Here is an 18,779-nt window from a genome sequence, read left to right as displayed (position 1 = left end):
TATTGCGTTAACGAAATTGTCGTGTACTGGGCCCGCATCTGCCAGCGGGCCCCATTATTCCCCCCGAAACTGGCGAAAAAGTGGATGCGGGCGTTCTTGTAAAGGTCAAGCACTTCCTGTACCCATATCCGGTGCGGGCCCTGGTTCCCGCCATTCGCGACAGGGAACAGTGATTATTCTACCATGGCTTTGGACAAGATCGACGAGGACATTACCGAGAACAGTTCCGATAAACTGAGCCTGCGCGTCTGGTTGCGGTTGCTGTCCTGTACGCAAATCATCCAACGCGACATTCGCGTGCAGTTCCGGGAGGAATTCAAGACCACCCTGGCCCGGTTCGATGTGATGGCGCAGCTTCATTCCGCGCAGTCGCCGCTGACCATGCAGGTGCTTTCCAAGCGCCTGATGGTAACGGGGGGAAATGTTACGGGGCTTGTCGACACCATGCTCAAGGACGGTCTGGTCTCGCGTTCACCCCATCCGGAGGATGGGCGGAGCATTCTGGTCTGCCTGACCCGCAAGGGCGAAAAACTTTTCGCGCGCATGGCCGCCAGGCACCAGCACTGGATTACAAAAATCGTCGGCACGCTCGATACGGATGAACAAACCCTGTTGCTCGGGCTGCTGGGGCGGCTCAAGGCATCGGCCTTGGCGCTGGAACATACGGACTGACGGCGTTTTTTGCCGCTCAAGCCCGGGAAAGTTCACAAGCCATGGCGGCCATGGCCTGGGTCGGCCCGGACGTTGGATCGGTCAGCCCGTCGAGAACCGTGAAATGATTGGCCTGCGCGACAGCCAGGCTGCGCCCGCCCCAGACCCGCGCCATGTCGTTGCTCTGCCTTGCATATTCGCGCCCTTCCTCCGCACCAAACACCCCCAGAAAAGGTAGGTCCGGCGCGGGCAGCCGCATGGGGGAAAGCTGCATGGCCGTCGCCCTATCCAGCCCCAGATCTGCGTTGATGCTGGTCGATACAAGGGGCACCAGGTCAAACAGTCCGCTGAACGCCACGCACGCCGCGACAGGATGCACCCTGCTGCCATCATGGAGGGCGGTCATGGCGGCCAGATGCCCCCCGGCCGAATGGCCACTGGCGAGAATGCGCCGCCCCTGACGCCGGGCGAGCCAGCCTGCAGCACCTTGTGCCTGGGCGACAAGGGTGGCAAGCGACACCGAAGGGCACAGATCGTATGAGGCCATGGCCACTCCAACCCCGTGCGCCAGCAAGCCCCTTGCGAAATGGCTATTGATCCTGCGATCAAGGGCCCGCCAATAACCTCCATGGAAAAACAGGACCATCGGCACATCCCGATCGGGACCCGGCAGGAAGATATCCATCATTTCGCGCGCGGTGGCGCCGTAGGCCTGATCTGGCTCCTGCCACGCCCAATGCTGGCGGAATGCCGCGGCATCGCTGGCCCAGCGGGCAATGATTTCGCCACTTTGGGGCACTTTACGCCGGTTGTCATATTCGCTTTCCAGAACCGGATCGATCATCATGCCCCCTTGCCTTCATGCGCGGGAATGCCCATTGTGGCCGCCTTTGCTCCCTTTCCGTGCTGCTGCAACCTGCATGCCCGCTGCGGGTCGGTGCGCGCCATCAGAACGTCACACCCCCCTGGACATACCACTGCCGACCACGATCGAAAGCCTGGCGAATATAGCCGAAGCTGGGATTGAGTTCGCCCGATGTGCGGAACTTGTAGTTTGACAGGTTACTCGCCCCTGCGATGGCGGAATAATGGCCATTGGCGCTATGCCAACGCAGGGCGAAATCGACCGTGACATAGCCGGGCTGATAGAGCTCAGGGTAGTTGATACCGTTGAAGTTCGTGAAATACCCGGAACGGTACGACACGTCGACACGGGGTGAAATATTGCCGTTCTCACGCAGATCGAAACGTTTTTCCACGCCCCCCGTTACGGTCCATTTGGATACAAGCACCAGCTTGGACGCCAGGGTCAACCCCTGCACGCTGCCATCGAGCTTGGAGTAATGGGCATCCGTCAGACCGACTGCGGCATTCACACGCCAGCCATCGCCTATGTAATAATCGCCTTCCAGTTCCATGCCGGGGATGCGCGCCCGGCCTGCATTGGTATAGTACGGCCCAATATGCTGGGAATCCGCCACCTCAAGCTGCATGTTGTTGTAAAACGTATAGAAACCGGCGGCAGTCAGTCTCAACCGGTTATGCAGGCCAAGATATTTCAGCCCCCCTTCGTAGGATGTCACGGTCTCGGGCTTGAAGCTTGGTGGATAGGGTGCGGGGTCGGCAATACGCTGCGTGAACCCGCCGCCCTTGAACCCCTGCGAGAACGTTGCATACGCCATAAGCTGTCGGTTGAACTGATAGGCCAGATTGACCATGGGCGTCCATTTGTTGCTGTTGTTGCGGTAGGTCTGCTTGGGAACAAACGGCGTGCCCGGCGGCTCATAATAGAACGGTTCGCCAATGGTCGAGGTAATATACTGGTTGGGCACGAAGGACTTGTCATCCTCGGTAAAGCGCGCACCGGCGGTGATACTGAATTTACTGGTGACATGGTACGTGCCCTGCGTATAGGCGGCGTAGCTGTTTTCGTTGAAATACCCCCCACTCAGCCCCGACAGGACCAGAAAGTCGATGGGATTTACGTCCTGCCCGTGGTTGCGATAGTAGTAAAGGCCGGCTGCATATTCCAGGCGGTGATTGAATGCATGACCTGAAACCTGAAACTCCTCCGAAAACTGGCGCTGTTTGTAATTGTCGTACACCTGGTTGATGTTCAGCGGCGTTCCGTCCGTATCGATCCCGAACTTGCCCGAAACGGCGCGGTAGGCGGTAATGGACTTCAACTGCAGGGCGGATGTCAGATCATAGGTCATGGTGGCGCTGATCGACCATGCCTGGTTATTGGAAAAAGTAGGACTTGTTCCATAATAGGTGTTCTTGCTGAAATAGCGTGAATTCACGCACCCCGCCGCCTGGCAGTTGGCCAGGCTGCCACCGGCCAGGGCGTTGTTCAATGCAACCATGCTGCCCGGAGCATTAAGGTCGATACCTGTCGTGACCATGGGGGCGCCGTTGCTGCGGTCGCGCATGTAATCGCCGGCAATGGTCACATTGAAGGCATCGACCGGGTGCCAGCGCAGGGCGGCGCGAAACATGCGGGTATCCTGGTTGCCAAGCTTGCGCTGGTTTTTCTGATAGGGCGCGTTGACGTAGCCGTCCTGCTCGAACGTGCCCGCCGCCAGCTTGAGAAAAAGAGTTTTACTCAACGGAATATTGACCATGGCCCGCCCGTTGACACGATTGGCGGTGCCGTATTTCACATCCGCCTTGGCGGAATATTTCTCGCTGGGCTGAACCGTGTGGATGTTGATCGCACCACCGATGGAGTTACGGCCGAACAGGGTGCCCTGCGGCCCCTTGAGCACTTCAACCTGCTGCAGATCGATCAGATCGAAAACTGAGCCGACAGGGCTGCCGATATAAACACCGTCGATATAAATTCCCACACCCGGATCGACCCCGAACGAAAAGTCATTCTGCCCGATGCCGCGAATATAGACGGACGCGTTATTGGCAATGCCGGAATTAGACGGAATATTGCGGAACGTCATGTTCGGGGTAAAATCCTGCAACCGCGCGAGAGAGGTAATCCCGCGCTCGTCCAACTGGCGACCGGTAAATGCCGTAATGGAAATAGGCGTTCTTTCAAGGCGTTCGACACGCTTGCGTGCCGACACCATGATGGTTTCCCCCTGTGCAAGCATGGGGTCGGCCGCCCCCGGACGCGGCTTTGCCGTGGCTTGCTGCACCACTTTCTCCTTGGGGGGTGCAGCATTTTCCTTGCCCTTGGTGGCAGGGATTTTCTTTTTTGTGACCGTGGGCACCTGCGCGGCGGGCTGGGTCGTGGCGGCCCGCGCCGGGCTGGCGGGGGACAGGCCGCCGATAATGGACCCCGACAGCAGGGCCGCCGACAGGCCGACAATGCGGTAGCGCAAGGAGGTGTGCCAATAGACCATTTTCGTTTCTCCGGGGAAGGCCCCCAAGCTGGGTTCGGGCATGCGGGCAATGCCTGTCACCGTGTTGCTGGACAATATTTCGATAACAAAACGAAATGTTCACCAAAGCGTTGCGTGAACCCGGCGACCACGTGGGACGCGGACTGGGACGGCAACCATGAACAAGAAACAGCCTGTGCGTTGAACTCTGGAATATCGTAAGGCGAAACCGCGCAGAATAAGCGTGCGCGTTATTACCCCGACGTTTTTCGTAAAACGAACCTCTGGATCTTACCACTTTCCGTTTTGGGAAGAGAGGGAACAAAATGGATCGCGCGGGGATATTTGTAGGGGGCGATAACCTGCTTGGCGTGGTCCTGCAGGGCCTTGCGCATGGCCTCCCCCCCTTCGAAACTGTCACGCAGGACAACATGCGCGGCCACGATATTCCCGCGCGCCTCATCGGGCACGCCTACCACGGCACATTCCAGCACCGCTTCATGGGTCAGCAGCGCGGCCTCGACTTCCGGGCCGGAAATATTGTAGCCCGAAGACACAATCATGTCGTCGGCCCGGGCCACAAACCGGAAACGCCCATCCGTGTCCTGCAAGAACGCGTCCCCCGTCAGGTTCCAGCCGTCGCGCACATACACATGCTGGCGCGCGTCACGCAGATAACGGCAGCCCGTGGGGCCCTGCACCGCCAGCCGCCCGACCTCGCCACGGGGCAGAGGCTGCATGTCGTCATCCACAATCATGGCGCGATATCCCCGAACGGGTCGGCCAGTCGTTCCCGGCACGAAATCGTCAGGACGATTGGAAATGAAAACATGCAGCATTTCGGTCGCCCCAATGCCGTCAAGAATGGGCGTGCCCGTCTGGCGCAGCCATTCCTCCATGATCGGGGCTGGCAGGGTTTCCCCCGCCGACACGGCCAGCCGTAGCGAGTCCAGGGACTTGCTTCCCGCGTTTTCACCCAGCATGGCGCGATAGGCTGTGGGGGCGGTAAAACAGATCGTGGCGCGGTGCCGGGCAATAATTTCCGTCATGTTGCGCGGTGAGGCATGTTCGAGCAGAACGGCCGTCGCGCCGTAACGGAGCGGGAAAATGGCCAGCCCACCCAGGCCGAAGGTAAACGCCAACGGCGGAGAGCCCACAAACACATCGTCAGAGCGCACGTCCAGCACGTCACGCGCGTAGGAATCGGCTATAATCAACAGATCACGGTGAAAATGCATGGTGGCCTTGGGCTCACCCGTAGTGCCGGACGTAAAAGCCAGCAGGGCCACGTCGTCCCGGCCGGTCATGGCGGCGTCGAAAATGACCGGCTTGTTCAGCGCCATGCGGTCCAGGGCCGCGTTATGGCTCATGGTTCCATCGAACGCCACCACCTGCTTCAGCACCGGGTGGGTAGCCTGGCATCGGGTCAGTTCGTCCATCAGGCGTTCATCGCACAAGGCCAGATGAATTTGCGCCTTGTCGACGATCTGCCCCAGCTCCCCCGCCCGCAGCATGGGCATTGTATTGACCGCCACCCCGCCCGCTTTGGTGACCGCCAGCCAGCACGCCACCATGGCCGGCGTATTGGCCGAGCGTATCAGCACCCGCTCGCCCGTACGCAGGCCACAATCCCGCACCAGCGCATGGGCGATGCGATTCGACCAGTCCGAAAGTTCCTTGTAGGTGCGCGACCGCCCCTGCCCCACAAGGGCGATCTTGTCACCGAAACCCCGCTCGACCTGGCGATCGGTCAGTTCGACAGCGGCGTTGAGATAGTCCGGATACTGATAGTCATCCAGTAAAAGCTCGGGCCATTCCGCCAGCGGCGGCAGGCCATCACGCGTGAAACTGTCCTGATGCGTCGAAGGCCCGAGCACCGCCGTTCTTTCGCTTCTCATGCCTCTGCTCCTTGCCGATGCCTGCCCGGACTTAGCCAGTGACCAACCGGCCGCACGCCTATATCATATCGATTTCGTATAATTTTAGTTCCAAAATAAATTTTGAATCAAGTACGAAATTTATTTTCCCTACCGGATACCACATAGCCCGCCGCCCACCTTCTCGATTGAATATATTTCAATAATATTGTTTATATATAATGGCGTTATGAAATAATTTGCCCGGAAAAAAGAAGGGTTGCACAGCCACATACGGTGTTATAGAGGATATTTCATAGATAAAATATATTGGATTCGCAACGCGTGCCACCCACGCGACGCAACCAGGGGGGGGAACAGAATGCATATTGTCTGCGTTGGAGGCGGCCCCGCCGGCCTGTATTTCGCCCTTTTGGTCAAGAAGCGGCATCCGGTCCATCGGGTTTCGGTTATCGAACGCAACCGCCCGTATGACACGTTCGGCTGGGGGGTGGTATTTTCGGACGCAACCATGGTGTCCATGCTGGAATGCGACCCTGAAAGTGCTGCAGAAATCCAGGGGGCTTTCAACCACTGGGACGATATCGAAGTCCGCATCAACGGCAGATCGCAGGTCACGACGGGGCACGGTTTTGTCGGCATCGGGCGGCGGCACCTGCTCAACATCCTGCAAGACCGCTGCCGCGCGCTGGGTGTGAACCTGATTTTCGAACGCGATGTCCGCAGTGAGGACGAGTTCGCGGGCGCGGACCTGATCGTGGCCTCAGACGGGGTCAACTCCATCCTGCGCCAGCGGCATGCGGACCGCTTCGAACCGCATGTCGTGACCCGCCCCAATCGCTATATCTGGCTGGGCACGAAAAAACCGTTCGATGTCTTTACATTCGATTTCAGGAAAACGCCCCATGGCTGGTTCCAGGCGCATATCTATCGTTTCGACTCGGAAACGTCGACTTTTATCGTTGAGACGACAGAGCAGACCTATCTCGCCCACGGCCTGGACCGCATGTCGCAGGAAGAAGCGATCGCCTTCTGCGAAGGGCTTTTCGCCGATATTCTCGATGGCTCCCCCCTGCTGACCAATGCGCGGCATCAGCGCGGTTCGGCGTGGCTGAACTTCAACCACCTGACCTGCGCGCACTGGAGCATCCCACTTGCCCGTGGCGGGCATATGGTCCTGATGGGCGATGCCGCCCATACGGCGCATTTCGCCATCGGTTCGGGCACCAAGCTTGCTATTGACGACGCCATCGAACTGGCCCGGCAGTACGACCTCCATGATCATGACAGCACCCGGCTAGATGCCATTCTGGCGGATTACGAGACGATCCGCCGGGTGGATGTCCTGCGTATCCAGAATGCCGCGCGCAATGCGATGGAATGGTTCGAAAACGTGGGCAGCCGTTACGCCGACCGCCTGCCGCCCGAACAGTTCATGTATTCCCTGCTGACCCGTTCGCAACGTATCAGTCACGAGGACCTGCGCCTGCGCGATGCAACCTGGCTGGAAGCCTACGAACGCTGGTTCGCGCAGCAGGCCGGTGACGGGGCACGTACCATGCCCATCAGCCCGGAAAAGGCGGATACCGCCCCCGCTACGCCCCCCATGTTTACACCATGGCATATACGCTCCATTTGTGTGCCCAACCGCATTGTCATGTCCCCCATGGCGGTTTATTCCGCCCAGGACGGCCTGCCCAACGCGTTCCACCACACGCATTTCGCGGCTCGCTCCCTTGGGGCCGCCGGGCTGGTTTTCGCTGAAATGACTGCGGTTTCACCCGATGCACGCATTACGCCGGGCTGCCTGGGGCTATGGAACGAAAGCCAGCTTGCCGCGTGGAAAGACCTGGTGGGCGCTGTCCGGAACGCAGGTCATGCGCGCTTTGGCATCCAGATTGGCCATGCCGGACGCAAAGGTGCCACCCAACTGGGCTGGGATGGAATAGACCAGCCGCTTGAAGAAGGCGCATGGGAACTGATTTCCGCTTCGGCCCTGCCCTATCTTGGAAACAGCCAGGTGCCACGCGCCATGACCGAGCAGGATATGGCCCGTGTCACGGCCGATTTTGTCCACGCGACCGAACTGGCCGCACGAACCGGCGCCGACTGGCTGGAACTGCACTGCGCGCATGGCTATCTGCTCTCAAGCTTCCTGTCGCCCCTGACAAACCAGCGTGACGATGCGTATGGCGGCAGCCATGTCAATCGCGCGCGTTTTCCCCTGGCGGTGTTCCGCGCCATGCGGGCTGTCTGGCCTTCGGGCCTGCCCATGTCTGTGCGCCTTTCCTGCCACGACTGGGCCCCCGGCGGGAATACGGAGGAGGATGCAACCGTGTTCGCCGCCCTGTTCCGCGATGCTGGCGCGGATATGATAGATTGTTCATCCGGGCAGGTCGTACCGTGGCAGAAACCCGTTTACGGCCGCATGTACCAGACCCCTTTTGCAGACAAGATCCGCAACGAAGTCGGTATCCCCACCATTGCCGTGGGGGCCATTACCGAAGCCGACCACGCCAATTCCATCCTGGCGGCCGGCCGGGCAGATTTGTGCGCGCTGGGCCGCCCTTTTCTGGCCGATCCATTCTGGGTTCTGCACGAAGCGGCAAAGATCGGCTACCGGCGTCCCGGCTGGCCGCGCCAGTACGACGCAGGCAGGCACCAGTACGAATCCCTGATCCGGCGCGCGCAGGCCGTGCTGCCCAAACCCGAAAGACCAACGCGTAATGTCTGATCCTTCCTGCGCAAAACCAACCATGCCCCTGGGGGGACGACATGCGTTCGTAACCGGCGCGGGCAGCGGCATTGGTGCGGCCATCGCCATTGCCCTGAGCGAGGCCGGAGCGCATGTCAGCCTGGCGGGCCGCTCCCTGCCAGGGCTGGAGGCCACCGCCAGCCGCATGCGCGGTCCCCACGCGGTGATAGGCGGGTTCGACATCACCTGTGCGCCCGCCGTGGCAGACGGTGTTGCGCGCGCCCGTGCGGTGCTGGGTGCGGTCGATATCCTGGTCAACAATGCGGGGCATGCAACCAGCCAGCCTTTTCTCAGCCTGGACGCCACAACATGGGGCGAGACCATAGCCTTGAATCTGGGCGGTACCTTCACGGTCACGCAGGCGATACTGCCCGATCTTCTGGCACACGGAGACGGCGCGCGGCTTATCAACATCGCCTCTACCGCGGGTGTCGCGGGCTACCGCTACGTGGCGGCTTATTGCGCCGCCAAGCATGGCGTTGTGGGCATGACACGCGCCCTGGCACTCGAATACGCAACGACGGGCCTTACGGTGAACGCCGTCTGCCCCGGCTATGCCGAAACCCCTATGCTGGAACAGGCCATGCGCGATATCGCCCAGCGCGGCGGACGTACGATCACATCCGTCCGCCAGCAGTTCGAAGCCACAAGCCCGCAGAAACGCCTGGTGACACCGCACGAAATCGCCAGCACCGTGCTCTGGCTGGCCCAGCCTGCCTCCGCCGCCGTGACGGGGCAGTGCATCGTGGTGGCCGGTGGCGAAATCATGGCCGGTTAGCCAGGCATAAAGGAGAAACGACCTTGGCATACCAGACATCACGGCGGCTGCGTTTTGGCGATTGCGACCCGACGGGGTTTGCCTATTTTCCCTCCTATCTCGACATCCTGATCGGTGTGACGGAGGATTTTTTCATCGATGCGGGCGTATCGTGGAAAATGCTGCTCGATGAATACGATATCGTCACACCCACAGTGCGGCTGGACCTGACCTTCATGCATCCGGGCTATTATGGCGCGATGCTCGATTTCAACCTGCGGGTACGCAAACTGGGCCGCAGTTCGCTTGACCTTGAGCATGACATCAGCACCGGGGGCACGCCCCTGTGGCAGGCGCGACACCGGCTTGTGGCCATGTCCCGCGCGACTGGAAAATCCTGCACCTGGCCGAAAAACGCCCGTGCCAGTCTTTCGCTTTACCTGGAGAACGACACCAATGCATGAAATCCTGCAACCCCCAGGCTGGGCCAAGCCCCTGGGTTATGCGAACGGCGTGAAAGCCACGGGTGAAATGGTTTTCATCAGCGGCCAGATCGGCTGGAATGAACATTCTATTCTGGAAACAGACGATTTTGTCATGCAATGCGAACAGGCGCTCAAGAACGTGGTGGCGGTCCTGGCCGAAGCTGGCGGGCTGCCCGAACATATCACCTCCATGACATGGTATATGGTGGACAAGCGCGCCTATCTTCAGAACAGCCGCGAAATCGGCTTTGTGTATCGCAGGATCATGGGGTACCATTTTCCATCCATGGCGGCTGTCGAGGTCAAAGGGCTGATGGAAGACCGTGCCCAGATTGAAATCCAGGCCGTTGCCGTTATCGGCCCGGGGCAGCACGATGCCTGAGCAGACGACAGGCTTTCTGGCAGTACGGACCATGCCGCTGAATGGCGACACGAATGCCCTTGGCACCGTGTTCGGGGGGTGGATCATGGCGCAGATGGACATTGCGGCGGGAATTTACGCCGCAAGCCTGACAGAGGGGCTGGTGACGACTGTTGCCGTTAGGGAAATGGTGTTCCACAAACCTGGCCGGGCGGGGCAGGTCATATCTGTCTATGCAAGCCTGCTGCGCTGGGGCAGGACATCGGTTACGCTGGACCTGGTCATGCAGGCCAGCAGTGCGAACCCCGACAGGCATGAGCGTATTGCCAGCGCAATTTTCACCATGGTCGCCTTGGATGCGCAAGGAAAGCCGAAGGTCTTGCCCGCGCGCGATGCTACGCAACCACCTGCCGAATAGCGGTAAAAAGCGCGCCCTGCCCGGCAATGTCATCAAGCAGGCTGAAATGATCCGCGCCGCTTACATGCAGCGTATCCGCCCCCATGCCCGCCTGGCGCCAGGCATGGGCCATGATGTCCGTCTGCGCATGGAAAGCCTGAGTTTCCTTTGTCCCCACGGCAAACAGCGCGGGCACTCCAACCGGATGAACACGCAGGACAGGGGACGCCACACGCGCGGTTTCGGCATTGAGACATAATTTGTCGTTCAGGGGAGTCTGGAGCAGGGGCCGCAGGTCGTAAACACCGCTCAGCCCCACAATCGCGCGAACGGGACAGGCCGGACCACGCAAGGTCGTATCAGCCTGTAGCGTGCTGTCGCCCGCGAGAAGTGGCCTGTCCCAATCAGCAAGGGCGAGTTCCACCGCCAGATGCGCGCCGGCCGAATGTCCGATAATTGTCAGCCTGTCCTGGCCCCGCCCCATCCGGGCGAGGCGGGAAAGCACCGCCACAACCGCCCGACGCAAGACGACTGAAATATTGGCCACCGTCACATCGGGGCAAAGCGGATAATTGGCAATTGCCACATCCTGCCCCATGGCGTTGAAAGCCGGCGCAAGAAAGGAGAACTGGCTTTTATCGCGCGACTGCCAGTACCCCGCATGCAGATACAATACGGCCCCCGACGGTACGGCAGATGCCGGAGTGTGGGCTATAAACAGATCGAACTGGCAGCGCGGGGCGGATGCGTAGGCAATATCCACAAAAGCCGTACCATTCGCCAGCCCCGCCTCCCGCACCGCAGCACTGCGAGCTTCGAAACCGGGCAGCAGTTCCGCATAGCTGGGCTGGGCCTGCCCCGTCATATACTGATAGACCGGACCATCCACGTCGTTCATGACGGCGCCCCGACATGAAAACCGGCGAGCTTGGAATAACTACCTGATATATCCTGCAATTCCTCGACCGAAACAACATCCTCCAACCGGTCGAACCCATCAGGCGCGCGCTGCGCCACCAGATCCACCATCCGTTCAGGCCCCCCCTTGCGGTTGGACATGACAACACCGGCCGTAACCGGCAGGCGTTCGTGTTCGTACAACGTAAAAGCCTGCGCCACATCCTGGGATGCAAGCTGGTCGGTCAGGCACCGACCATCCACAATAGCCTGCGATGCCCCGTTCGAGCCGACCGGATACATCGGGTGTGCGGCGTCACCCAGCAGGGTCACACGCCCGCGCGACCACCAGGGCAAGGGATCGCGGTCGCACATGGGGTAGAGGAAAATATCCGACGTTTCCCGGATAAGCGCGTGAATATCGATGAAGTCGAGCGCAAAATCGGCAATAAGGGGTGCTATGTCCTCGTAACGGCCCCGGCGGGACCAACTTTCACGTTCGGGGAGCAGGCTATCGGGAACCGCCACACGGGAATAGACGACCCAGTTCATCAGTACGGTCGAAGGTGTACTGCCCGGGGCGATAGGATAGAGAACGATTTTCGTGCGTTCGTTGCCCGCGATCACCATAGCATCTCCGCCGTCGAATTTTTCCCACTCCCGCGCACCGCGCCACATCTGTATTCCGGTCCAGCGTATGCCCGGTGCATCAGGATGCATGATGGCGCGCAGGGTCGAATGAATGCCATCCGCCCCTACCAGGCAGGCCCCCCGGATGTGCTGTGTATCTGCCTCGGTCCCGATGCGAACATCGACACCGTCAGCATCCTGCGCAAAATCAACCACCCGGTGGCCAGGGCTGAGTGTGCCCGGGGGCAGGCGCTCCATGGCCGTGTTCCAGAGCAGGGACTGGAGATATCCGCGATGAATGGAGAATTGCGGCACGTCATGTCCCGCATATTGTCCCCGGGGCTCGCTCCATATCATCTGGCCTTTGTGGGTCATGTAGGTCAGGCTACGCGTCCTGATGGCGATTTCATCCAGTTGCGGCAAAAGGCCCAGGCCCTCCAGCTCCCGAATGGCGTGAGGCAACGCGTTGATACCCACCCCAAGCGGTTTGACCTCCGGCGCGGCTTCATAGACAGCCGAGGCTATTCCGCGCTGGTGCAGCATAAGCGCCAATGTCAGCCCGCCAATTCCCGCGCCCGCGATAATGACTGTCATGATACCTTTCCCCGTTGCAGTCCAGCTGCCCCCGTCGGGGCGCCGGAGCATGCAAAAATGGCGATTGCGAAAATGAAAAACCTCAGTCCGTGAGTGGATCGAAGAAGATATTATGCTCGGCGGAAACGCGCACGACTTCCTTCGGGTCCTTCAGGCCATCGAGTTGCGCAAACAGATCGTACAGCTTCTGGGATGGAGAAACCCAGAACAGCGCCCGCGTATCGCGACCGCTCTTGTTGAAGATGCCATGCTTGGTGCCGCGCGGCAGGCTGATAAGATCGCCCGCCTTGCCCGGCATGATGACGCCATCGACCACGAATTCAAATTCGCCTTCCAGGATACGGATAAATTCGTCCTGATCGGGGTGGATATGGGGCGGTACAAAGGTGCCATGCGGGAACAGCGTATCGAAAGCGAAGGTGGAATCGCAGAACGCCGCGGGCCAGTATGTCTGGCCCAGCACGTCCCACACCACATTATTCAGCCCTGTCTTTTCGTGAACGATTCCGGTTTGCATGGCTTATCTGCCTCTTTCCCAAGTTTCATACCATGCCTCTATCGTAACGATATCGGAACATGGACCGCAATCCCTCCATCAGGAGGGGTTGCCTCCCCATTGGAAAACTTCGGAACATCACCGCATGCACAAGGAGATGTCCATACACTGGACCCGTGGGAGAAAACCTTATGACTGTTCAATCACTACCGGATGCAGCGACGAGAGAGGCAATCGCCCGTCTGGACGCCAGCCTGCATACCGTACTGCCCGTGCTGGAGGAACAGGCCCAGGAAGGTGAAAACCTTGGCCATCTGACAGATACCGCCGTGGCCGCCATGCGGGACGCCGGCTACTATTCCATGATTTTCCCGCGTGAGGTCGGGGGGGCGGAAATTCCCGCCGTGCGTGGACTCTATTATCTGGAACGGCTGTCGCACGCGCATGCCTCCGCCGGGTGGTGCGCATCCGTCAACAATGCCGAAGGCGTCACCATGGCGCTTTATATTGCCCAAAGCGGACTGCGCGACATTTTTGCACAAGGGCCCCATGTCACCATTGCGGGCAGCGGCGTGCCACGCGGCTATGCGCGGGAAGTGGAAGGCGGCTTCATGATCATCGGTGACTGGGCCTATGGCAGCGCCATTTACCATGCCGACTGGATCCATTCGGGCTGTTTCGTCCGAAAAGACGGCCAGATCGAAACGGATGCGGAGGGCAAACCCCGCATTATCATCGCGCATCACCCCAGAAACACCATAACCCTACAAGGCAACTGGGACGTGCTGGGCCTGCGGGCGACCGGCAGTTTCGACTACCACGCCGTGAACAATCAGGAGATCTTCGTTCCCGCGGAACGCTGCTACGAATTCAACATCAGCGACCCGCTGCGCGGCGGCAAACAGGGCTATCTTGGTCTGGCCGGCTATACCGCGTGGGCCCATACCGGCTGGGCGCTGGGCGTGGGGCGGCGCATTCTTGATGAAACCCGCGCCGTCATTCTGGCCCGCCGGGACCTGTTCGGCCAGGCATCCGACAGTGCCACCCTGCGATACCGCTACGCGCAGGCCGAAACCGCCTACCGTGCGGCCCGCGCCTATGCCTACAGCGTCTGGCAGGATGTGCAGACGCAATGTGACCGGGACCTGCCCCCCACCTGCCAGCATGTGACGCAGACCAAACTGGCCCTGCGGCACGTTCATGACATGATTTCCGATGTCGGCACCTTCTGCTACCGGATTTCACGCGGGGCGGGCCTGCACAAGACCCTGCTGCAACGCGTGTATCGCGATATCCATTCCGGCACGCAGCATATTCTCATGGCCGATCAGGTTATCGAGGAATGTGGTCGCGACCTGCTGGGGCTGACAGCACCAAATGCCCGCTGGGCCGTCTTTGGCATAGACGGATAACCCCCCCCCGCAAGACAGGACTGGACCATGGAGCATTTTACACGTCACGAGGCGGATATCTGCGGAGTCAGAACCGTCTGGCTTACTGCGGGCTCCGGCCCGCCGCTGATTTTCCTTCACGGGGTGGGCACGTTTCCCGGCTTTAACGCCCTGCTACCTTTGGCGCGGAATCGCACGCTCATCATCCCATATCATCCCAATTTCGGTGATTCGGGGTCGCAGAAGCGGATCGCCACCATAAACGATTATGTGCTGTTCTATCTCGATTACCTCGATCATCTTGGCGTCCAGCACTGTGACCTGGCCGGGTTGTCCCTGGGCGGATGGCTGGCGGCGGAAATCGCAATACGCCAGCCAGCACGTTTGCGTCGGCTGGTTCTGGCCGCACCGGCCGGACTAGTCGTGTCAGATTGTCCAGCACCGGCACTGACATCCATTCCACCACCGGATCTACCCGCCTACCTCACCTTCAATCCCGCAGTAGCCGGCAGCTTTTTCCCATCGACCCCTGACCCTGTTTTCACGACAAGGCTGGAGCGGGAAGTGTCCGCCTATCTCAGGCTGACATCTGACTGTGTTCAGGGCAACCCGCAGCTCGATTATTGGTGTCACCGGATCACCTGCCCAACCTTGCTCCTGTGGGGGGAGCAAGATCGTATCCGTCCCGTCGGGCAAGCAAATGCCTGGCAAAACCTGCTGCGCGACGCCACGCTCGTGCGCCTGCCCCGCACAGGACACCTGCTCTTTGAAGAACAGACCCAGATCGCAACCGAGACTGTCACGATCTTCCTAAATTAGTACTATGATATCGTAGGGTATGAGAGAGGATGAGCCCCCGCTTATTTCCATTTACATTCTGGAGGGATTTGGCGAAAAACGCCAAACACAAAGATCCAACTCATGAGGGGAGTGAGTTTTTGGGCTGCTGGAACGCAGCGCGCGCGCCGACTGCTTCCCATATGATTCCAGTTGTGTGTTCCTAAACGCCAAAAGGCCGCTTGCGCGGCCTTTTAAGGTATTGATTTTGTTTGTGGATTTTGGTTGCGGGGGCTGGCAATGGCCTTTGTCATAAGGGCAGAACCTTCCGCCTTTGCGCCATTCCCGCCTCGGGCACGACGGGCCGCGCTCCCGTTCGCCAGATCGAGGATCGCCATCAGTTCGCCGCGTAGGCTGGCATGAACCTCACCCCGGTTCGGGCCGGGCGTCAGCACAACGCCCCCGATCAGGGCGCGGATCGCTTCCGCCACCTCCCTGCCCCCTTCCGGGTCATTGACTGCTTCGACAAGACGCGCGGCCTTGGCCCGGTAGAGTTTCGAGACGTTGGGATGCACATCGGGCAGGTCCACCGGGACGTCAGCCATGCGAGCGGCTATCTCCGCCTTCTGGCGCTCAAGCTCCTGCATCCGGGCTTTCATGGCGGGCTGATACATCCCGTCCTCAATGGCGGTAATGATGCCCCGTATTGACCGCTCGATCCTGTCCAGCGCCTTCCGGTCCGCCTGTTCCTGCGCGCGGCGCGCCTGGTTCAGCCGGTTGTTTTCCTCATGGTAGGCTTTGACCGCCTTTGCTACCGCATCGGGCGACGCCATGCGCTCAGTCAGCCCCGCCAGCACCCGCGCCTCAATCACGTCCCGTTTGATGGTGCGGTTATTGGCGCAGAGCATCCCGCGATGATGGTTCAGGCAGCCGAACCGGCTGTTGACGATGATCCCGACCTTCCCGCCGCAAATGCCGCAGGTCATCAGCCCGGACAGCAGCGACACAGGCCGTTTCCCGGCATGGATACGGCGCGCGTGCGCCTTGCCGTCATCGTTGGCGGTCTCACGCACCGCCATCAGCCGGGCAATCCTGTCCTGTTGGATTTTTACGCCCTGCCACAGATCATCAGGGACAATCCGCAGGTGCGGCACTTCCGTCCGGATCCATTGGTCCTCGGGATTGACGCGCGACACCCGCTTGCCGGTGCTGGGGTCTTTGACGTAGCGCAGCCGGTTCCAGACCAGCACACCCGCGTAAAGCTCGTTATTGATGATCCCTGTCCCGCGTGAGGCGTGGCCCCTTATGGTGGTGCCACCCCATGACCGGCCCAGTGGTCCCGTGATGCCATCCGCGTTCAGGTCGCGGGCGATGCTTTTCGGCCCTTTGCCCGCCGCGAACTCCCGAAAAATACGACGGATGATCTCGGCCTCCTCGGGGATGATCTCACGATCACCCCGGATCGGCTCGCCGTTGGCGTCCAGCTTTTTGACCACGCGATAACCGTAGCAGAGGCCACCACCAGACCGCCCTTTCTCTACCCGGCCCCGAAGCCCGCGATGCGTTTTCATGGCGAGATCTTTGAGGAACAGGGCGTTCATCGTGCCCTTGAGGCCGACATGCAATTCGGAGATTTCGCCCTCGGCCAGAGTGACGATCTTCACCCCCGCGAAACGCAGATGCTTGAACAGCGTCGCCACGTCCGCCTGATCGCGCGAAATACGGTCCAGTGCCTCGGCCATCAGCACGTTGAAGATACCAGCGCGGGCATCCTCAAGCACCGCCTGAATACCGGGGCGCAGGATCATGCTGGCCCCGGAAATCGCGGCATCCCGATAGGTCTGCACGACGGGCCAGCCCTCGCGCCGGGCCATTTCATCGCACAGGCGCAACTGGTCCTCGATAGAGGCCGCGCTCTGGTTGTCAGACGAATAGCGGGCATAAAGAGCTACGCGGGTCATTCACTCTCCCCTTTCCGGCCTGTCCTTCCCGTCCGGGCGATGGCCGGGAAGAGGAAGATTGTCGTTGACGGCCCGTCCGTGTTTCCGGCGGGCAAACTCTTCGCGGGCGATCTGGCGGCCCAGCGCGCTCGCCAAGGCGAACACCAGTCCATCGCACCGCGCTTTCGCGGCAGGATCGATCGGCCCGTTATCGTTGACTGGGACGATGCCGCCAGGTTCCGTCTGCGTCATGGTTGCGCCCTTTCCTCGCTGGAAAGGACAAACCTCAACGCCACGGCCACTTTAACGCAAGAACTCCTGCAACATACAGAAAAACCGTGTGTGGTATTAGAAGTATACGCAGCGTATTCGTGACGTTCAAAAAGAAAACAAACGAAGAAAAGACGGTCCGATCACGTTTACGGGAGAGGGTCGCCCGGCAGTTCTTCAAAGGGATTGACCACCACGAGTCCAGGCAACTGGAAGTGCCGCACATTCCGGGTCAGGACGGTCAGGCCATGAACACGGGCCGTCGCGGCGATTGTCAGGTCGCCCATTTGTGGATCATGTCCACGCGCCCGAACCTGATCGGTCAGTATTCCCAGCGCCTGCGACACAGGCAGATCGACCGGCAATATCCGCCGTGCGTAGAGATGCACAAGCGTCGCCAGCCATTCCCCCAGTCGTCCGGCTTTCGCCTCGTGCCCTGCGCGTTTTACCTTCTCGATCCCGGCAACGATCTCCGCGACGGTAATCACGCTAAGGAAGAGACGATCGCTGTTCGCATCCATCCAGTGGCGCAGTTCAGGGCTGGCGGCCTTTTTCGACGGGGCGGACTCTGAAATGACGTTCGTATCGAGCAGATACACGTCAGAACGCCACGTCCCGTAGCCCCTCGCCGCCCCGCTCTGTCTCGATCTCATCGGGAAGGGACATCAGCAGCCGCCCGAACGAGGGCACGGCGCTCAACCGGCGATATTCCTCATAGGACAGCACGACCGCTGTGGGCTTGCCGTGGCGCGTAATGATCGACGGTTCTCCCTGCGTGGCGTGATCGATCACCGCCGACAGATTGGCCTTGGCGTCCCTGATCTGGATTTCCTGCATTGAAGCCTCCTGTGACTACAGTGGTCATATTAGCACGGTCATATCCCCCTCGCCAGAAAAACCATTGCATCAGGACGCATGGTGCCAACGGAGGGCGCACTTTTCCGCCTTCTCTGGAAGAGAGCGGCACGCGGGCCTCTTTTCCACGGTGCCACTCGAAAAGCTCCCAACCCCATGTGCAGACAGAGAAAAATCCGGCCCGCGACGTCAGGAGTGCCGGATGCCTTTATCTTGCCCTCCTCATTCTTCCTCTTCTCGGCCTAGGCTTTCCAGATTCGATACCCTTCGCAAGCTGGACAATCCACCTTCCACCCGATCCATTTTTT

18 protein-coding genes are annotated in these 18,779 nt (G+C 60.1%); 8 read left to right on the top strand and 10 right to left on the bottom strand.

Going from position 1 to position 18,779, the window contains the following annotated elements; all coding sequences use genetic code 11:
• Window positions 1-183 precede the first annotated feature (183 nt).
• Window positions 184-672, top strand: coding sequence for a MarR family winged helix-turn-helix transcriptional regulator (locus J2D77_RS07975; protein ID WP_207845759.1), 489 nt, complete (start codon window positions 184-186; stop codon window positions 670-672).
• A gap of 16 nt (window positions 673-688) precedes the next feature.
• Here the strand turns inward: J2D77_RS07975 and J2D77_RS07970 are convergent, their stop codons facing one another.
• From J2D77_RS07970 to J2D77_RS07960, 3 genes are all read right to left on the bottom strand, one after another.
• Entirely contained in the window at window positions 689-1,498 is an 810-nt protein-coding gene (locus J2D77_RS07970; RefSeq protein ID WP_207845758.1) for an alpha/beta hydrolase, read from the bottom strand.
• Between the two features lie 100 nt (window positions 1,499-1,598).
• Window positions 1,599-4,010 carry a TonB-dependent receptor gene (locus J2D77_RS07965; RefSeq protein ID WP_207845757.1) on the bottom strand — a complete coding sequence of 804 codons (2,412 nt, stop codon included), beginning with the start codon at window positions 4,008-4,010 and terminating at the stop codon, window positions 1,599-1,601.
• A 233-nt stretch (window positions 4,011-4,243) separates the two neighbouring features.
• Window positions 4,244-5,887: a benzoate-CoA ligase family protein gene (locus tag J2D77_RS07960; RefSeq protein WP_207845756.1), complete on the bottom strand. Its 1,644-nt coding sequence runs from the start codon at window positions 5,885-5,887 to the stop codon at window positions 4,244-4,246.
• Between the two features lie 340 nt (window positions 5,888-6,227).
• On the opposite strand from J2D77_RS07960, the gene J2D77_RS07955 reads away from it, so the two are divergent.
• From J2D77_RS07955 to J2D77_RS07935, 5 genes are read left to right on the top strand one after another with little or no spacing between them, the layout of a single operon-like run.
• A complete protein-coding gene (locus tag J2D77_RS07955; protein WP_207845755.1) occupies window positions 6,228-8,600 on the top strand; it encodes a bifunctional salicylyl-CoA 5-hydroxylase/oxidoreductase in 2,373 nt (790 codons plus the stop codon).
• Window positions 8,593-9,399 (top strand): SDR family NAD(P)-dependent oxidoreductase, encoded by an 807-nt coding sequence (locus tag J2D77_RS07950; protein WP_230975649.1) that lies wholly within the window; start codon window positions 8,593-8,595, stop codon window positions 9,397-9,399. Before J2D77_RS07955 ends, J2D77_RS07950 begins: the two co-directional genes overlap by 8 nt.
• A 23-nt stretch (window positions 9,400-9,422) precedes the next feature.
• Entirely contained in the window at window positions 9,423-9,842 is a 420-nt protein-coding gene (locus J2D77_RS07945) for an acyl-CoA thioesterase (protein WP_207845754.1), read from the top strand.
• Window positions 9,835-10,245 (top strand): RidA family protein, encoded by a 411-nt coding sequence (locus tag J2D77_RS07940; protein ID WP_207845753.1) that lies wholly within the window; start codon window positions 9,835-9,837, stop codon window positions 10,243-10,245. The genes J2D77_RS07945 and J2D77_RS07940 overlap by 8 nt, the downstream gene beginning before the upstream one ends.
• Entirely contained in the window at window positions 10,238-10,642 is a 405-nt protein-coding gene (locus J2D77_RS07935; protein WP_207845752.1) for an acyl-CoA thioesterase, read from the top strand. Before J2D77_RS07940 ends, J2D77_RS07935 begins: the two co-directional genes overlap by 8 nt.
• Here J2D77_RS07935 and J2D77_RS07930 read toward each other — a convergent pair.
• From J2D77_RS07930 to J2D77_RS07920, 3 genes are all read right to left on the bottom strand, one after another.
• Window positions 10,620-11,519: an alpha/beta hydrolase gene (locus J2D77_RS07930; protein WP_207845751.1), complete on the bottom strand. Its 900-nt coding sequence runs from the start codon at window positions 11,517-11,519 to the stop codon at window positions 10,620-10,622. The two genes, J2D77_RS07935 and J2D77_RS07930, sit on opposite strands and share 23 nt — an antisense overlap.
• Window positions 11,516-12,742 carry a flavin-dependent oxidoreductase gene (locus J2D77_RS07925; RefSeq protein ID WP_207845750.1) on the bottom strand — a complete coding sequence of 409 codons (1,227 nt, stop codon included), beginning with the start codon at window positions 12,740-12,742 and terminating at the stop codon, window positions 11,516-11,518. The genes J2D77_RS07930 and J2D77_RS07925 overlap by 4 nt, the downstream gene beginning before the upstream one ends.
• A gap of 82 nt (window positions 12,743-12,824) precedes the next feature.
• On the bottom strand, window positions 12,825-13,259 hold the full coding sequence (locus J2D77_RS07920) for a cupin domain-containing protein (RefSeq protein ID WP_207845749.1): 435 nt from the start codon (window positions 13,257-13,259) through the stop codon (window positions 12,825-12,827).
• A 170-nt stretch (window positions 13,260-13,429) separates the two neighbouring features.
• Here J2D77_RS07920 and J2D77_RS07915 point away from each other — a divergent pair, with 170 nt between their 5' ends.
• Complete coding sequence (locus tag J2D77_RS07915) at window positions 13,430-14,650, top strand: acyl-CoA dehydrogenase family protein (protein WP_207845748.1); 1,221 nt, start codon at window positions 13,430-13,432, stop codon at window positions 14,648-14,650.
• Window positions 14,651-14,677: 27 nt separating this feature from the next.
• Window positions 14,678-15,448, top strand: coding sequence for an alpha/beta fold hydrolase (locus tag J2D77_RS07910; protein ID WP_207845747.1), 771 nt, complete (start codon window positions 14,678-14,680; stop codon window positions 15,446-15,448).
• A gap of 212 nt (window positions 15,449-15,660) precedes the next feature.
• Here J2D77_RS07910 and J2D77_RS07905 read toward each other — a convergent pair whose 3' ends face one another.
• From J2D77_RS07905 to J2D77_RS07890, 4 genes are all read right to left on the bottom strand, one after another.
• Window positions 15,661-17,367, bottom strand: coding sequence for a recombinase family protein (locus tag J2D77_RS07905; protein WP_207845746.1), 1,707 nt, complete (start codon window positions 17,365-17,367; stop codon window positions 15,661-15,663).
• Complete coding sequence (locus J2D77_RS07900) at window positions 17,368-17,598, bottom strand: hypothetical protein (protein ID WP_207845745.1); 231 nt, start codon at window positions 17,596-17,598, stop codon at window positions 17,368-17,370.
• A gap of 167 nt (window positions 17,599-17,765) precedes the next feature.
• Entirely contained in the window at window positions 17,766-18,215 is a 450-nt protein-coding gene (locus tag J2D77_RS07895; protein WP_207845744.1) for a type II toxin-antitoxin system VapC family toxin, read from the bottom strand.
• Between the two features lies 1 nt (window position 18,216).
• On the bottom strand, window positions 18,217-18,453 hold the full coding sequence (locus J2D77_RS07890; protein WP_007398869.1) for a type II toxin-antitoxin system Phd/YefM family antitoxin: 237 nt from the start codon (window positions 18,451-18,453) through the stop codon (window positions 18,217-18,219).
• Between the last annotated feature and the right edge of the window lie 326 nt (window positions 18,454-18,779).

Source organism: Acetobacter garciniae, from assembly GCF_017377735.1.
Lineage (GTDB): Bacteria > Pseudomonadota > Alphaproteobacteria > Acetobacterales > Acetobacteraceae > Acetobacter > Acetobacter garciniae.
Note: the sequence above shows the minus strand (reverse complement) of the source record. Positions and strands in the feature narration are given on the sequence as shown.

Bases quoted from the DNA above. Each gene is read 5' to 3' on its own strand.
- J2D77_RS07965 (WP_207845757.1), bottom strand. From the start codon at position 4,010: ATGGTCTATTGGCACACCTCCTTGCGCTACCGCATTGTCGGCCTGTCG.
- J2D77_RS07905 (WP_207845746.1), bottom strand. From the start codon at position 17,367: ATGACCCGCGTAGCTCTTTATGCCCGCTATTCGTCTGACAACCAGAGC.
- J2D77_RS07920 (WP_207845749.1), bottom strand. From the start codon at position 13,259: ATGCAAACCGGAATCGTTCACGAAAAGACAGGGCTGAATAATGTGGTG.
- J2D77_RS07900 (WP_207845745.1), bottom strand. From the start codon at position 17,598: ATGACGCAGACGGAACCTGGCGGCATCGTCCCAGTCAACGATAACGGG.
- J2D77_RS07930 (WP_207845751.1), bottom strand. From the start codon at position 11,519: ATGAACGACGTGGATGGTCCGGTCTATCAGTATATGACGGGGCAGGCC.
- J2D77_RS07940 (WP_207845753.1), top strand. From the start codon at position 9,835: ATGCATGAAATCCTGCAACCCCCAGGCTGGGCCAAGCCCCTGGGTTAT.
- J2D77_RS07970 (WP_207845758.1), bottom strand. From the start codon at position 1,498: ATGATGATCGATCCGGTTCTGGAAAGCGAATATGACAACCGGCGTAAA.
- J2D77_RS07960 (WP_207845756.1), bottom strand. From the start codon at position 5,887: ATGAGAAGCGAAAGAACGGCGGTGCTCGGGCCTTCGACGCATCAGGAC.
- J2D77_RS07955 (WP_207845755.1), top strand. From the start codon at position 6,228: ATGCATATTGTCTGCGTTGGAGGCGGCCCCGCCGGCCTGTATTTCGCC.
- J2D77_RS07910 (WP_207845747.1), top strand. From the start codon at position 14,678: ATGGAGCATTTTACACGTCACGAGGCGGATATCTGCGGAGTCAGAACC.
- J2D77_RS07890 (WP_007398869.1), bottom strand. From the start codon at position 18,453: ATGCAGGAAATCCAGATCAGGGACGCCAAGGCCAATCTGTCGGCGGTG.
- J2D77_RS07935 (WP_207845752.1), top strand. From the start codon at position 10,238: ATGCCTGAGCAGACGACAGGCTTTCTGGCAGTACGGACCATGCCGCTG.
- J2D77_RS07950 (WP_230975649.1), top strand. From the start codon at position 8,593: ATGTCTGATCCTTCCTGCGCAAAACCAACCATGCCCCTGGGGGGACGA.
- J2D77_RS07915 (WP_207845748.1), top strand. From the start codon at position 13,430: ATGACTGTTCAATCACTACCGGATGCAGCGACGAGAGAGGCAATCGCC.
- J2D77_RS07975 (WP_207845759.1), top strand. From the start codon at position 184: ATGGCTTTGGACAAGATCGACGAGGACATTACCGAGAACAGTTCCGAT.
- J2D77_RS07925 (WP_207845750.1), bottom strand. From the start codon at position 12,742: ATGACAGTCATTATCGCGGGCGCGGGAATTGGCGGGCTGACATTGGCG.